The following is a 14,875-nucleotide window of genomic DNA, read 5'->3' on the forward strand; positions in this document are numbered from 1 at the left end:
CCAAATCATGAACAGGAAGGAGAAAAAGAACCGCTGACAGGCAGGGCCGCCCCGCGGGGCGGCCCTGCCTGTCCAACCCCGGGAGGTGGGCCAGAATTCATCAGCACAAGTGGGCCAGAATCCATTGTCACAGCCACCGGCGACCTCGGCTGCCTCATGGACAGCGCGGTGCAGCTGACGAGTGGAGATCGGATCGGTGCATCTCTGGCCTGGGAACAACCAGCCGTGCGGCAATATGACGTTCCGGCGCTTGCCCTCACGCCACCAGAGCCGCAGCAGTTCCAGCAACTGCGGTGACAGCATGGCGTTGCGGTCCTTGCGCCCCTTACCCTGTTCGACACGGATCAGCATGCGGGTGCTGTCGATGTCGTCAATCTTGAGGGCGGCGACTTCGGACACGCGCAGCCCGGCGCCATAGGCGGTGGCGAGTGCAGCTTTGTATTTGGCGCCAGGTGCTGCCTCAAGCAATCGCCCGACCTCTTCGACGCTAAGCACGTCTGGTAGTTTACGTGGGTGACGGATTATCACGAGCCGCCGCGACAGGTCGGGCCGGTCGAGCGTGATGGTGAAGAAGAAGCGCAACGCCGATACGGAGCTATTGATCGTCGGCGGCTGCGCGCCATTCTCGTGCTGGTAAACTTGAAAACGGCGGATGTCCTCGGAAGTCGCCGTATCAGGTGAGCGGCCGAGAAACGCCGCGAAGTTCTTTACGAAACGAATATAGTCGCGCTGCGTATCTTCTCTGAGGCCGCGCATCGCCATGTCTTCGAGCATGCGCCGACGCAACGGGCTGACGGACGGTTGGGCTGGTGGGTTGGTCATCAGGGGCTCCTCTCGAGCTGAAGGTTGACCCCTCGATGCTCGAACCCCGACCTAAACTGCTCAAGCCAAAACGGCCGTGACGATAGCCCCCTACCTCACCTCAAGCACCAATCCCGCGCGAGCGGGTTCGTCCTTGGGTCGACTCCGGACACTCGTCCGGGCATCCCGTAGAGCGGGCCGTAACTGATAGGCTCAGCGTGAGGCTGCGCACTCGTCCATCAGCCAAACAGGGCGCGGAGGTGGTCGTTCAGAAATACGCCGGTCGGGTCGCGTTCGCGGCGGAGCGCACGGAATTGTTCGGCTTTCGGATAGAGCGCAGTTACATCTGCTGCGTCGAGAAAATGCATTTTGCCCCAGTGGGGCCGGGAATTGCAGCGCCGCAGGATGGTATCGACGTCGCGCAGATAGTCCCAGTAGTCGATGCCGGGTCCGCCCGAGACGGAGAGCGTGACGCTGTCCTGATGGTGAAACGGGCTCATCCAGGCCGGATCGCCGGCGGTGAAGCGGAATTCGATCGGATAGATGCAGTTGGTGTGCTTCGTTAACATCAGTTCGCGCACCGCCCGCAGCGCGTCTTTTCCATGTTGAACGGGCACGGCGTATTCCAGTTCGTGGAAATTCGGCACGTATTCGATCGGATAGATCTCTGAACTATACGCGATGCGTTCGAAGTCGCGTTCCATCGGCTCGGCATCGGTTATGTCCATCACCTTCATTTCGCAGACATCGGCGATCTTGTTGGTGCTGGAGACCGGCGCTGTATCCGGCAGGCAGTAGAGGTGGCGGCTTTCCGGTACCGGGCACCAGAAGAAGCCGAAATGCCGGTGGTTGGCGGCGAGTTCGTCGTAGCGGTCCATGCAGGTTTCGAAATCGTCGCGCCAGAGGTGTTCGTGCAGATTATAGGCCGGCATGGCCTGGAGCGTGATTTCCGAAATCACGCCAAGAGTACCGACCGCAACGCGGGCGGCGTGCAGCATGTCGGTATTCTGCTCATCGACCGTCAGAATGCTGCCGTCGGGCTGGACCAGTCGCATTGCGACGATCTGCGAGGCCATGTTGGACAGGCGCGCGCCGGTGCCGTGGGTGCCGGTGCAGAGCGCACCGGCGACCGCCTGGGTATCGATATCGCCTTGGTTGATCAGTGACAGACCCGCCGCTTTCAGTGCTTTCCCGATCGTGCCGATCCGCGTGCCCGCGCTGACAGTCACGCGCTGACAGTCAGGATCGATCGCGCGGATGCCGGTCATGTTTGCGAGGGTCAGCAGCAAGCCGCCGGTGGCAACGACCGGCGTGAAGGAATGGCCCGAGCCAGCGCAGCGGATGTTCAACGCCTGCGCATGGGCTTTTGCGATCAGTTCGGCCAGTTCAGCCTCGCTGCCAGGGGCAGCCTTGTAGAGGGGGACGCAGGATTGGTTGCCGACCCAGTTGCGCCATAGCCCGCCTTTTTCGAAATCCGGCATGATATGTCCGTTCAGATCGCTGTGAAACCGTTATCGACAAACAGATGCGTGCCGGAGATGAAGCTCGCCTCATCGCTGGCAAGGAATAGGGCGGCCTGGGCCACTTCCGCCGGCCGGCACATGCGGCCCTGCTGTGCGGCGATCGCGGCCTCGGAGACATCGACGCCGATGCCGGTGAGCAGTTCGAGTTCACGCTCGCCGTGGGCGGTTTTGATGAATCCGGGGCACACCGCGTTGCAGCGGATTTTGCGGTCGCGATATTCCACCGCGATCGCGCGGGCGAACATGTGGCAGGCACCCTTTGTGGTGTCGTACAGCACTTCGCCCGGCGTTGCGGCGACCGCCGAGATCGAGGAGGTGCAGACGATGGCTCCGCCCCCTGCCGCAATCATGCCGGGCAGGACGGCGCGGGTCATCAGAAACATGCTGCGGACGTTGATCGCCATCAGCCGGTCCCAGTCGTCGGCGGTGGTTTCGAGAAACGGTTTCACAATCAGCGTGCCGGCATGGTTGAACAGAACGGTGATCGGGCCGAGGGCGGCGCTGGCGGTGCCCACCGCCGCAGCGACATCGGCTTCGTTCGAGACATCGGCGGCGGCGAATACCGCTTCGTAGCCGGCACAGCGTAAGGTGTCGGCGAGGGCTTCGCCGTCGCTGTGCGGCAGGTCGACGATAGCGATCTTGGCCCCTTCGCGGGCGAACAATTCCGAGGCCGCCCGCCCGCAACCGCCCGCGCCACCGCTGATCAGCGCGATTTTTCCGGCCAGCCTGCCGGGACGCATACCAGCTGTCGTCGACGATGTGGTCATGCTCAGTTCCCGCTCCCTTCCAGCGCCCGTTCCTCCAATGCGATCAGGCCGGCACGCTCGGCAACCTGCTCGCGGCTGATGGGCGGTCCCTGGAAGCGTTTGCGCTCGAAGCCGAACCAGATGACAACGGTAATCGCAAGGACACCGAGCGTGACGGTCAGGGCCTGATTGTTCGGCGGTTGCACCCCGACATAGAGCAGCACCGCCGCACCGATGATCGCCAGCACCGCAACGACGGGGTAGAGCAACCCGACATCGAACGGTCCCATCACAGTCCAGCTTCGGCGGAAGGCGAGCAAGCCCGCGACGATCGGCAGCAAATAGGAAATATAGAGGAAAATCACGCAGACGGCGGCGATCGTGGTGTAGACCGGTGCGTAGATCGTGAAAGCGATCGAGAGCAGGGAGACCGCCCAGATCGCGATCATCGGTGTGCGGAAGCTGTGGCTGACTTTGCGCAGATAGCGCGAACCGGGCAGTCCGCCGTCCCGCGAGAAGGCGAAGACCATGCGGCTGGCCGAGGTGACGGTGGCGAGGCCGCAAAGATATTGGGCGATGGCGATGGCGACGTAGAGCGGCAGTTTCAGCCCGGCGGGGATCACGTGATCCATGATCCAGAAAAACGCATTGCCGCCCTGTGCCGCCGCCTGATCCATGTTCGGCACTGCGAGGATGACTGCGGCGAGCATGATCCAGCCGAACAGGCCGGACCAGACGACGGAATGGATCATGCCGCGCGGGATCGAACGGGCAGCGTCAATCGTTTCCTCGGCGGTATGGGCCGAAGCGTCGAAGCCGGTGACGGTGTAGGCCGGCAGAAGCAGGCCCAGCAGGAACAGATAGGTCAGGTTGCCGGTGTGCGGCCAAGTGCTGCCACCAGCCTTACCACTGTAGTTGGTGAAGGTCCACAGCCGTGACAGGTCGAGATGCGGTGCGTAGGCGAGCAAGGCGACCGTGAGGGCAAGAGCGCTGCCGAGAATCAGATAGCCGGAGAAATCAGTCAGTTTCGAGGTGAGCCTGATGCCGAGATGGTTGACCACGCCCTGGCTGAGGGTAATGCCGCCGACGATCATTGTCTGGACCAGAATACTGTGGGCGGTGGGTGCGCCGGGGGTCAGGGCCGCAGTATCGATTCCCAGTGCCGGGGCAAGCGCGCCGAGCAGGAACAGATAGGTGCCGACATTGATTGCGGCGAGCACGGTGATCAGCCCGATCAGGTTGAACCAGGCGGTGATCCAGCCCAGAAACCGGCCGCCGAGCAGCGACGCCCAGTGATAGAGGCCGCCCGCCGTGGGGTAGGCCGAGCCGATCTGGCCCATGGCGATCGCGAAGAACAGCGAGAATAGGCACGAGAGCGGCCAGCCGATGCCGATCGAGGCGCCACCGACACTCGCAATACCCTGGCTGAACGAATTGATGCCCCCCGAGACGATGCAGATGATCGAAAACGAGATCGCGAAGTTCTGAAATGTCCGCATGCGGCGGGCGAGTTCCTGAGCGTAGCCCATCTGGTGCAGCGTTGCGGTATCCTGATCGAGAATGCGGGTATCGTCGGGTCGTTCGGACATGATCAGTCTCCCAAAAATTGCCTGGACGCCGTGTGGACTGGCGGTGGCACGCTTGCGCGTACGGCCTTCCTGAAAAATTCCCGCTCTGTGACCGGCGGGTTGGTCGATGATAAAATCATGACGGTGGCGAAGCGGATCAGCTATATCCCGAAAGAGATATGCGGCTCGGCAGCGAGATCGGGCTGTCATGGATCGATGGGGAGATGGATGGCGGAGGCTCAGCAGCGACCGGTCGTCAGTGCGCCCGCTGCACCCGACCTCGGGACGATTGCGGCAGTGGTCGGTCAGATCGGGACGCCGGCATTGCCGCTCGCACTCGACGGCTTGCTGAGAACGGTCGCCGCTTTCGATCTGTCGGTCATTTTCGGTTATCCCTACGGTGAGGGGCCGCGCCTGCTGCATGATGGTTACGGCGCGCACGCGACCCGCGCGGCGCTCGATGCCTATCTGCGCGGGGCGTATCTGCTCGATCCGTTCTACACCGCAAGCGTGCAGGGGCATCCGCCAGGGCTGTGGCGGATGAGCGAACTGGCGCCGGATCATTTTTTTCAGTCCGATTTTTACGGTGCGTCGGACGTGCATCCGTGTATTTCGCTCGAACCGGGCTCGCTGGTCGAGGAAATCGGGTTTCTGGTACCGCTGCCCTGCGGATTTACCGCTGCCTATTCGCTGATGCGCAAGACCGGGCGATCGGCGTTCAGCGAGAGCGAGATGGACCGGTTGCGTGCGCTGGAGCCGATTGTGCGGGAGGTTGTCCGCAGCCAGTGGCGGCAACTCGACAGCGCGGCACCGGCCGCTGCGCTCGACGGTGCGCTGGAAGCCGCCTTCACCCGGTTCGCGCAAGATGATCTGACGTATCAGCAGCGACGGATCGTGCAACTTATCCTGCGCGGCCACAGCACGCTCTCGATCAGCACAATCATCGGCACCACCGAAGGCACCGTCAAAATTCACCGGAAAAACATCTATCGTCGGCTCGGGATTTCGAGCCAGAGCGAGTTGTTCGGCCGCTTCATCAAGAGCCTATTCGCAATTGATCCAATGTGAGATGGTTGGCCGACCCGGCGCTCAGGCGACGCCCAAAATCTACCGCTTTATGTTGGTTCTCTGGGTGAGATTGTATAATTCCATTCTGGGTGGAATGTGTTGCCCTTGATATTGAGGGTCGTCATCTCCTCGTCGGTGACCTTGATACCCTTTGGGTAGTCGCGGGTATCCAGTTCACATCGCACGGTCAGCCCTATTTTGGTCGTGGTGGAGGCGATCAGTTCGACCACCGTTTTCGGGACAAACAAGCCTCATGTGCTCTGCAGCCGACGCTTCATGATGACCAGCAAGGGTTTGGCCGCAGGGTTGCACATCGACCTTTCAACTGCCGTCATCGCGTGGATCGCGGCCACACTTCTGTCCGCCTTCATCCTGATCAGCGCGCCTTTATACGCGTCGATCAGAAACGCTGCGGTGGATTGCGGATGCAGGTCCACAGGAAGGTCGCCGACTTCTTGTGGTCGGTCAAATACCGTTCATTTCCCAAATCGATCAGATCATTTGGAGAAAGGCTTTGACATTTTGGCATTTATATATCTATCAATTCTGAAATAAAATATTTCTACAAATCGAATAAAAATAATATTATAAATAAAAAACCACGAACCAAAACAATTCAGGAAATCGTTAATACAGTACATTAATATAATCGAAGTACGTTTCAGTAATTAGTTCAACGAAAGGAAACAATCATCACATGAGCCTCGTTCGCCCTCTTGTTGATATGCGAACCCGCCCAACTTTTCTACATAAGTTTTTTGGAGGATTACCTGACTGTCCCGAATTCGAGACCGTTCGGTGGTTGAATCGACGCGTTGGAGCGAACGATCCGGACCATTTCCGGCGCGCTACCGATCTAGATACATTTCTTGCGGAAATGACCGATGCCGGAATCGGAACGGGTATTATGGTCGGACGAAGCACACCAACTGTACGGATCAGTAACGACGCTCTTGCCGAGATCGTGCAGCGATCAAAGGGGCGCCTTCTTGGCATCGCGTCGATCGATCCTCTCGAACTCGGCGAGCAAGACGCGCTGGCAGAATTGAGGCGTGCAATCGGTCAACTTGATCTCTCCGGACTAAACATCGACGCCGGCTTTTACGAGAAGGCGCTGTTACCGCATGATGATCGACTGATGCCGCTATACGAAGCGTGCTCCGATATGCAGATTCCAGTCTGCATCATGTCCGGACCGACGACACCCGATCTCACGTTCAACGATCCGTTTGCCGTCGATATTGTGGCCAGGACATTCCCGAAGCTGAAGATCATCTGCTGCCACGGCTTCTATCCACGCGTTGCCGATATGATCGCCGTCGCCTTCCGGAACGAGAACGTCTTCGTATCCCCGGACATGTACACATGGTCTCCAGGCGGCCGTCTCTACATCGAGGCGGCAAACGGCTTCATGCGCGATCAGCTTCTCTTCGGATCGTCGTACCCATTCCGACCGATGCGTCAGGGCGTTGAGGATCTGGGGGCGGCCGGTCTGACAGACGAGGCGGTGTCCCGTGTCGGTTGGGAGAATGCCGAGCAGCTTCTCAAAATTGGCAAGCAGGGCCGCCATTCCGTAGCACAACGGGCCCGATGCGAGGCTTATCGACGTCACTCGACGACCATCGCTTCCACTGGGTTCACATACACACCGATGGAGTCAAATACTCAGTGATCGAGACATAACAGAGAGTGGATATAGATTCGTTCAGGACTCCGGCAGCTGAGAAATCTCATTCGCCTTTGCCCGCGACGAATCTTCCCACTCAGTTTTATTCGAAAGGTAAAAGACGCTTAGAATAACGGAGGACTACGTCATGCTTACAACAAACAAAATAAATGCGCCCGTTTTCCGCGACGCGAAGGCGGTAAATGTCTCCGGTCGACTGGAGCGTTTGCCAATGACATCTTATCAGCGTCGTGTTTTTGCCGCCGTCGCGACGGCGTGGCTAGCTGATCAGGTCAATGTGGCATTACTGGTGTTTCTGGTTGGGCCCATCGCTGCCTATTTCCACTTGACGAAGGTGCAGATCGGTTTGCTCGCGTCCATGACATTTCTTGGGCAATTGATTGGCAATCTCGTCGCCGGATATATCTCGGATCGGATGGGCCGCCGGTACGCTTTTCAGCTCACGATGCTGATCTGGGGCATGGGTAGTTTTCTAGCAGCAGGCGCCACGGGAATCGTAACGCTCATGGTATTCCGGCTCATTATCGGCATTGGTGTCGGTGGCGAAGCACCGGTGGCACAGGCAATTCTGTCGGAAATCATCCCCGCCGATAAACGGGGCTTCTATATTTCGTTCATGGAGGGCTTTTGGGCTGTGGGCTTCGTCATATCGGGCCTGCTCAGTTATACGGTCCTTCCCTATCTGGGATGGCGAGGTGTGTTCGTGGCTGTCGGCATACTCTCGCTCGTCATTTTCTGGGCAAGACGGATTATATTCGAATCCCCCCGCTGGCTGGTCGATCAGGGACGGTATGACGAAGCGGATATGGTCCTGACCAATGTAGAGAATGAGGTCATGAAAAAGTGGGGCAAAGCTCTGCCGCCCCCCAAACAATATATTCCGGAAACGTCGCAATCCATCAGGAATCCATTCCATATTCTTTTCACGCACGCCTATCTGCGCAGCACGATCATGCTGGCCGGGCTCTGGTTTTTCGCCCTTCTCGGTTATTTCGGACTCACCTCCTGGCTCGCCGTGATACTGACACAGCATGGCTTCTCGGTCATAAAATCTATCGGTTTTGTGAGTCTCATCACGATAGGTGGTATACCCGGGTTCTTCGCGGCTGGCCTGCTGCTCGAACGGTTGGGGCGAAAGATTACGACCGCCCTGTTTCTCATTATGAGCGCCGTTCTTGCATATATCTACGGGCACTCGATCAGCGCGGAATTGCTCTTCGTGAGCGGATTCTTCATGCAATTCTTCATGTTCGGCATGTGGTGCTGCCTCTACGCCTACACGCCGGAATTGTATCCGACCCGAGCGCGGTCGACCGGATCCGGTGTTGCTTCAGCATTCGGACGAGTTGGAGCCATTCTCGGCCCGATCGTTGTTGGCTTCATCATCAGCGGCGCCGGCCAGGGAGCGGTGTTTTCATTGGGAGCGGTAAGCTTCGTAATCGCCGCGGCCCTGGTGCTCATCTTTGGTATTGAGACCAGGGGTCGTGTCCTGGAAGATATCTCGCGGCAAGAGGAGATCGCCTGACTGCGCATTTACCGAACCGATAGTAGCAGTACGGAGGCCGGGGGAACCTATCGACCCCGTGCCTCCGGGCGGGAAAGCCAAGGTGCCTGTTCCTCGTCCATCCGATCCAACATGCCGATCAAAGCATGGATCAGTGGAAGGACCGGCTCGCTCTCGAACCAGAACAGCCCAATCTGCTGCTGGATCGAAGGGGAGACAAGCCGTAGAATGCGCGTCCCAGGAAATGCGCCGGTCACATAGCGAAAATGACCTGCGATGATCGTCGCGTAGTGACCATGCATGACATGGAAAGCAAGGTTAACAAAGGAATCCGCCTCGATCCGCGGCATGACGTCGAGACCTTCCGCCGCGAACACGGCGTCCACGATCCGCCTCTCCTCCATGCTCCGTGGCAGAAGGCAAAGTGGCAACGCAGCCGCCTCCGTCCATGTAGCGCTTTTGTTTCGTGGAAAGTTCGGCTTTGACGGTACCAGAAGAGCCATGTCGTCGCTGTAAAGAAGTCGCATGGCGATCTGCGAAGACCCAAGCAGGTTCAGATAGCCGATGCCAAGATCGAGTTCAAAATTCAAAACCCTGCGCCGGAGTTCGTCGATGCCGAGAAAGCAGATATTGACCGTCACCGCAGGGTAGCGCTGCGTCAACGCGCTGGTGATGAATGGCAGTATCGGCGAACAAGAGGGCATGGCACCGATCCGGAGTTGCCCTGTGAGGTTCCCTTTCATCATGGAGAGTTCCTGCCGCATCATGTCCAGATCACCGATAAATCGCCGGGCCCATTCGACGATTCTTGCACCTTCCGCAGTAAAGTATCCATCCGGTCAGAACCGCCTGCCGGAACGGCAAGGAGCCGTTCATAAGAGCGCTGCTACGAGCTGACATCGGGGCATACGGATATGCGCCGCGGGATGAAAGGGCTCGCGTTGCAAGTTCAGGAAGGTCTGGGACGGGAGCCGTTCTGTGGGGATGTTTTCTTCTTTCGCGGTCGCGGTGGGTCGCTGATCAAGGCAATCTGGCACGACGGCGTGGGGATGTCGCTGTATTCGAAACGCCTTGATCGAGGGCGGTTTATCTGGCCGCAGACCGCGGACGGGGTTGTGTCCCTCACCGCTGGTCAGATCGGTTATCTTCTGGAGGGGATCGACTGGCGAAATCCACGCCAAACCTGGCGGCCGCAAGCGGCCGGGTAGGCGCGAAGATTTCTGAGGAAAACCTTGGTCCGGTAGGGATTTCTGTAGCGAAACCCCGGCAATTCGTGATTCTATGTCGGGCATGGATCTCGATCCTTCGACCCTGCCGGATGACATCGCGGCGCTGAAAGCGATCATTCTGGGCGATCGCGCCCGGCAGTCCGATACCGACGCCTATATCGCGCATCTGAAGCTGCAGATCGAGAAGCTGAAGCGTGCGCTCTACGGTCCCAGTGCGGAACGCACGGCGCGGCTGCTCGACCAGATGGAGCTGGAACTCGAAGAGCACGAAACCACCGCGACCGAGGACGAACTGCGCGCCGAGCAGGAGGCCGCGAAGGCGAAAACCACGACTGTCGCCGGCTTCACCCGCAAGCGCCCGTCGCGTCAGCCCTTCCCCGAACACCTGCCACGCGAGCGGGTTGTGCTGCCAGGCCCGACCCAGTGCGCCTGCTGCGGTGGATCGCGCCTTGCCAAGCTCGGCGAAACGGTGACCGAGACGCTGGAAACCATCCCCCGCCAATACAAGGTGATCCAGCATGTGCGGGAGAAATTCACCTGCCGCGATTGTGAGAAGATCAGTCAGGAACCTGCACCCTTCCACACCATTCCACGCGCTTTTGCCGGCCCCGGCCTGCTCGCGATGATCGCCTACGATAAATTCGGCCAGCATCAGCCGCTGAACCGTCAATCCGAACGGTTCGCACTGGAAGGCATCCACCTCAGTGTCTCGACCCTGGCCGATCTGATCGGCGCCACCTGCGTGGCGCTGGCGCCGGTGTTCAAGCACATCGAGACGATGGTGTTTGCGGGTGCGCGCCTGCATGGCGACGACACCACCGTGCCGGTGATGGCACGAGGACAGACCGATACGGCCCGCGTGTGGGTTTATGTGCGTGATGATCGGCCGTTCAGCGGATCGGGTCCCCCGCTCATTGAGCAGGCGCGTGATGGCGCCGATGCTCATGCCCGTGACCGTATAGTGATTGTAGACCATGCGGACGACGTCGGCTTCGGCGTCGATGATTTCATATCGAGCCGCCGTATCGTCGCTCTTGCGAACATAACGATAGCCGTAGGGGGCGCCGCTCAGCACATTGATTTGTCCCTGGCGCGCGCGGTGGCGCTTGCCGCGGCGTGATCGTTCGAGAATCTGTGCCCGCTCATATTCTGCGATCATGCCCTGGAATTGCACCAGCAGCTGATCCTCCGCTGTTGCTGACTGTGGTGCCTTCAAGAAGACAGTCTCAACACCATGGCGTGCGAGTTCTTCGATCAGAAGAACCTGATACGCATATTTGCGGCTCAACCGGTCGGGCGCATGCACCAGCACGGCTTCGATCTGACCTTCCGCCGCGAGGTCGCGTACTCGCTCGAGCCCAGGCCGCTCCAGCGAGGCGCCACTAAAGCCCTCGTCTTCGAAGACCCATTCCATCGGCACCTGATACCCGTGGCTCCGAGCAAAATCGATCAGTGCGGCCGTCTGGCTGGCGATCGTGCCCTCCTCCCGCTGCTTGTTCGAGGATACCCGTGCGTAGATCGCTGCCACCGTCATTACGACCCTCCATCACCCGTGAATGTTCGCCGACGACCCGGACCTGTGCGGGAACGAGAACCTCATAGACTTGCTGAAGCTTGATCCCGAGCAGACGATCAAATGCGTAATCAAGCTGGACTTGGTACCGATCCCGACATGGCGGCCGGTCAGCCATGCCCGCGTACGGCTGCAAGAAAAGCCAAGATTGCGCGGGTCACGATGTCGCTGAGCGTCGCGCCACTGATCACCGAATAGGCGCGCACATCGCGCACGATGTGCGCCGGCAGCTTCAACGTGATTGGTACCGACGGCGCAACCACCGGCACCGCGTGACCGATCGCCTGGGCCTCCTGAAGGTAGCGATATGCCTGGCGTCGGGAGATCCCGAATTTCTGAGATAGCGTCATGGTCGCTTCCGCCATGCCAGTTCCGCGCGCCAGCAAGCTGTGCGCGGTGTTCAGCCTCTCTGCCTTCTGAACGTCGGTTGATCGTCCCATGGGACATATGAATATTACTTTTTACGACGCAAATCAAGAACAGCCCCGCGCCGCCACTGCCTCAACTCGCGTTCAAACTGAAAGTTACCTTTTGCGTTCAGGGCGTAATCTCTCCGCTACTGGCCAATGTCTACCTGCACTACGCCTACGACCTCTGGTCGCAACAATGGCGTAAGCGCCAAGCAAGCGGCGAAATGATCGTGGTTCGCTATGCGGACGACACGATCGTGGGCTTCCAGCACGAAGACGGTGCGTGTCGGTTCCTCGATGACCTGCGGGCAAGGCTAGCAACCTTTGCGCTGACACTTCACCCGGAAAAGACCCGACTGATCGAATTTGGCCGCCATGCGCAAGCGAACCGGCGGCAACGCGGTCTCGGGCGTCCAGAATCTTTCAACTTCCTGGGTTTTACGCACATCTGTGCCGAAACTCAGGGCGGGAGGTTCCAACTCCGGCGGATGAGCATGCGCAAACGGCTGCGAGCAAAGCTCGCCGAAATCAAGGAAGAACTGCGCCGTCGCCAGCATCGGCGCCTCGCCGACCAGGGGCAATGGCTGAAAAGCGTCGTGGCAGGATACTTCGCCTACCACGCCGTACCGACAAACGGGCGCGCGCTCTCGGCGTTCCGATATCATGTCATCCAGATGTGGCTGCGCTCGCTTCGGCGCCGTAGCCAACGGCACCGAGTGCCGTGGGACCGCATGACGAGGATCGTCGAGGCATGGATCCCGCCTGCAAGGATCAGCCACCCTTGGCCAAGCAAACGTTTCGACGTCAAACACTCGAGGCAAGAGCCGAGTGCGTTAGCAGCGCATGCTCGGATCTGTGCGGGGGGACCGGGGTGACCCGGTTCCCTACCGCGACTCGTATCGTGCAGAACAAAAGCAAGATCTTCGGTGCCCGCCATTCGCTCTCTGGTCGCTGCAAAATGGCCGACCATGATATCGGCCTCATTCACCCGGTCGTTCGAAAAAAACCGATATGCCGCCTTGGTGTGAGCCCAGTCCTGGCAGGCTCTGGGAATAGTTTCTCCCATCGCACCTCCAATCCGGCTCAATAGATCGCACAGCCGCTTCTTCAGACGCTCATCCGCCAAATGACAACCGGATACCTCCCGATCAAACCATGTCGTATCTGTCTCGTCCATCGCACCGCCTCCGAATCGGTGCCAGACAAGGAATCACACACGATTCGAGCCGGGCAATACCCAGACCCCAAACATCTCAAAAATGTGGGTAATCGAAAGTGCGAGAGCCCCACGCCCCGCTTTTGTCGTTCCGATCACCGCCGACTACAATGACATGATCTACGCCGAAACCAGCGCCGAAGTGATGCGTCGGCGCCGGCTGTTCCTGGCCAAATGGCGGCTGAAATGTCGCGGCGTGGCCGACAGCCTCGAGGAAGCGGGTGATCGCCTGTTCACCTTCACCCGATTGCCCCAAAGCCAATGGCGATCGGCCCGGACGACGGATGAGATTGACAAGCGCTTTCGCCAGCTTTTGTGCTATTGTCCTTTTGCACGGGTGACCTCGTGGCGAAGAGCGGCGCGTCGGCTGAGAGTGCCGCCGGGTCAATGTATCTTGATCTCGTCGCCTGACCTCGTCATGTTCGCCCAGCCGGAGACGCCGCCCAAGGCAATTTCAACACTCCCCGCGACGCCACCCTCAGGAAGGAACAATCATGAGCAACCCAGCCTCCGCCACCCGTATCACCAAATCGGCCCTCATGCTCGGCTCCGCTGTCGCTCTTGCCGGTCTAGTCGCGGCTTCGCCCGCCCACGCCGCGACGAGCAGCAACCCGTGCGGTGGGTCCACGAAGGGTTCCAAATCCAGCAACAAAATGAGCTATGGCGCGATGACGAAACAGAAAACGTCCCCATCCAAGACAAATTCGAAGGCAAACCCTTGCTCGACGAAGTAGCCCTCGCGCGATGACGGCGGCCGAGCACCAGCGTCGGCTTACCGCCGGCGCGGAATTGGTCGCCGCCCTGCGTGCGGTAGAGGATCGTGGCTCGAACCTGGTGGACGACTTGCTGGCCGGCACGCCATTCGTCGCCTTCGAGCATTACCCGCCGGGCGATGTGTTCGATCCCCCCAGTGGCGCGCAGTATTATTTTCATGCTCATGAGCCTGATGAACATCGCCAGTGTGGCATGGATTGGGCCGAAATCGGCCATATCCATACATTCTTCCGGCCGATGGGGCGCGGCGATGATGCGCCGATCCACCACCTCATCGCGATCGCCTTGGACCGTTTTGGCCGACCGGCCGGCCTGTTCACCACCAATCGCTGGGTGACCGGCGAGGATTTCGTCGCCACCCCGCAAGCCCGTGCCTTCGCCCGCCGTTACAGTTTGGCCGATCCCGCGCCGGTTAGCCGCTTGGTGACCGCCATATTTACCCTGTTCAGCGCCGAGATCGACGAACTGCTCGACGCTCGCGACGCCGCGATCGCCACCTGGGAACGAGATCATCCGGAACGCGACGTTTTCGAGGACCGGACGCTTGAAATCACCTCGTCGCGCGCCATAAACCTTCTGGCTGTGCTTGCTGATCTCCAGGCCAATGCCGACGACTGAAGGCTCAGCGTGCCAGCAGATCGGTATCTGCTCAACCCGGCAGGGGGTCGATCGGCAGTGATGCTCCGGTGACGGCGTTTTTGATGGCGGTGTAGGCATCAAGGCCGTGTCGCGCGGCGGTCCCGACGACGGATCGGACGTTGGCGAAGAAATCGGCG

Annotated in this window: 13 protein-coding genes and 5 pseudogenes; 8 read left to right on the forward strand and 10 right to left on the reverse strand. The window is 59.6% G+C overall.

Translation table 11 applies throughout. The annotated features are described in order from the left end of the window. The 4 genes from AiwAL_RS18135 to AiwAL_RS18150 form a co-directional block, all read right to left on the reverse strand. A partial coding sequence (locus tag AiwAL_RS18135) for a site-specific integrase (protein WP_262313248.1) occupies positions 1-822 on the reverse strand: 822 nt, incomplete at its 3' end. A 218-nt stretch (positions 823-1,040) separates the two neighbouring features. Beyond that, positions 1,041-2,282, reverse strand: coding sequence for a D-arabinono-1,4-lactone oxidase (locus AiwAL_RS18140; RefSeq protein WP_262313249.1), 1,242 nt, complete (start codon positions 2,280-2,282; stop codon positions 1,041-1,043). Positions 2,283-2,293: 11 nt separating this feature from the next. Further along, positions 2,294-3,091 carry an SDR family NAD(P)-dependent oxidoreductase gene (locus AiwAL_RS18145; protein ID WP_262313250.1) on the reverse strand — a complete coding sequence of 266 codons (798 nt, stop codon included), beginning with the start codon at positions 3,089-3,091 and terminating at the stop codon, positions 2,294-2,296. A gap of 2 nt (positions 3,092-3,093) precedes the next feature. Then, positions 3,094-4,659 (reverse strand): APC family permease, encoded by a 1,566-nt coding sequence (locus AiwAL_RS18150; RefSeq protein ID WP_262313251.1) that lies wholly within the window; start codon positions 4,657-4,659, stop codon positions 3,094-3,096. Between the two features lie 207 nt (positions 4,660-4,866). Here AiwAL_RS18150 and AiwAL_RS18155 point away from each other — a divergent pair, with 207 nt between their 5' ends. Beyond that, the gene (locus AiwAL_RS18155) at positions 4,867-5,706 is read left to right on the forward strand and encodes a helix-turn-helix transcriptional regulator (protein WP_262313252.1); all 840 of its coding nucleotides are present in this window, start codon (positions 4,867-4,869) and stop codon (positions 5,704-5,706) included. Between the two features lie 47 nt (positions 5,707-5,753). Here AiwAL_RS18155 and AiwAL_RS18160 read toward each other — a convergent pair. Together AiwAL_RS18160 and AiwAL_RS18165 are read right to left on the reverse strand one after the other, a co-directional pair. Continuing rightward, positions 5,754-5,936 (reverse strand): annotated as a pseudogene (locus AiwAL_RS18160) (ISAzo13-like element transposase-related protein); the annotation flags it as partial. Positions 5,937-5,957: 21 nt separating this feature from the next. Further along, positions 5,958-6,143 (reverse strand): hypothetical protein, encoded by a 186-nt coding sequence (locus AiwAL_RS18165; RefSeq protein ID WP_235705880.1) that lies wholly within the window; start codon positions 6,141-6,143, stop codon positions 5,958-5,960. Between the two features lie 260 nt (positions 6,144-6,403). Here AiwAL_RS18165 and AiwAL_RS18170 point away from each other — a divergent pair, with 260 nt between their 5' ends. After that, positions 6,404-7,378 carry an amidohydrolase family protein gene (locus AiwAL_RS18170; protein ID WP_262313253.1) on the forward strand — a complete coding sequence of 325 codons (975 nt, stop codon included), beginning with the start codon at positions 6,404-6,406 and terminating at the stop codon, positions 7,376-7,378. A 142-nt stretch (positions 7,379-7,520) separates the two neighbouring features. Further along, positions 7,521-8,918, forward strand: coding sequence for an MFS transporter (locus AiwAL_RS18175; protein WP_235705883.1), 1,398 nt, complete (start codon positions 7,521-7,523; stop codon positions 8,916-8,918). 47 nt (positions 8,919-8,965) lie between these two features. Here AiwAL_RS18175 and AiwAL_RS18180 read toward each other — a convergent pair whose 3' ends face one another. Beyond that, a complete protein-coding gene (locus AiwAL_RS18180) occupies positions 8,966-9,664 on the reverse strand; it encodes a LysR family transcriptional regulator substrate-binding protein (protein WP_262313254.1) in 699 nt (232 codons plus the stop codon). A gap of 159 nt (positions 9,665-9,823) precedes the next feature. Here AiwAL_RS18180 and tnpB point away from each other — a divergent pair, with 159 nt between their 5' ends. Both tnpB and tnpC read left to right on the forward strand, forming a co-directional pair. Next, on the forward strand, positions 9,824-10,105 hold the full coding sequence (gene tnpB, locus AiwAL_RS18185; RefSeq protein WP_408851915.1) for an IS66 family insertion sequence element accessory protein TnpB: 282 nt from the start codon (positions 9,824-9,826) through the stop codon (positions 10,103-10,105). Between the two features lie 82 nt (positions 10,106-10,187). Continuing rightward, a pseudogene (tnpC, locus tag AiwAL_RS18190) lies at positions 10,188-11,072 on the forward strand (IS66 family transposase); the annotation flags it as partial. A 147-nt stretch (positions 11,073-11,219) separates the two neighbouring features. Here the strand turns inward: tnpC and AiwAL_RS18195 are convergent. Both AiwAL_RS18195 and AiwAL_RS18200 read right to left on the reverse strand, forming a co-directional pair. Next, a pseudogene (locus AiwAL_RS18195) lies at positions 11,220-11,660 on the reverse strand (recombinase family protein); the annotation flags it as partial. Positions 11,661-11,809: 149 nt separating this feature from the next. Then, positions 11,810-12,064 carry a hypothetical protein gene (locus AiwAL_RS18200; protein ID WP_262313256.1) on the reverse strand — a complete coding sequence of 85 codons (255 nt, stop codon included), beginning with the start codon at positions 12,062-12,064 and terminating at the stop codon, positions 11,810-11,812. A 152-nt stretch (positions 12,065-12,216) separates the two neighbouring features. Between AiwAL_RS18200 and AiwAL_RS18205 the strand changes: the two genes are divergently transcribed. Then, the gene (locus AiwAL_RS18205; RefSeq protein ID WP_262313258.1) at positions 12,217-12,984 is read left to right on the forward strand and encodes a reverse transcriptase domain-containing protein; all 768 of its coding nucleotides are present in this window, start codon (positions 12,217-12,219) and stop codon (positions 12,982-12,984) included. A gap of 122 nt (positions 12,985-13,106) precedes the next feature. Here the strand turns inward: AiwAL_RS18205 and AiwAL_RS20485 are convergent. Beyond that, positions 13,107-13,286: pseudogene (locus tag AiwAL_RS20485) on the reverse strand (transposase); the annotation flags it as partial. A gap of 133 nt (positions 13,287-13,419) precedes the next feature. On the opposite strand from AiwAL_RS20485, the pseudogene AiwAL_RS18210 reads away from it, so the two are divergent. Continuing rightward, positions 13,420-13,623 (forward strand): annotated as a pseudogene (locus AiwAL_RS18210) (transposase); the annotation flags it as partial. Between the two features lie 446 nt (positions 13,624-14,069). Continuing rightward, positions 14,070-14,717, forward strand: coding sequence for a DUF6969 family protein (locus AiwAL_RS18215; protein WP_408851917.1), 648 nt, complete (start codon positions 14,070-14,072; stop codon positions 14,715-14,717). The last annotated feature ends 158 nt before the right edge of the window (positions 14,718-14,875 follow it).

Origin of the sequence: Acidiphilium sp. AL (genome assembly GCF_025499445.1) — a bacterium.
GTDB lineage: Bacteria > Pseudomonadota > Alphaproteobacteria > Acetobacterales > Acetobacteraceae > Acidiphilium > Acidiphilium iwatense.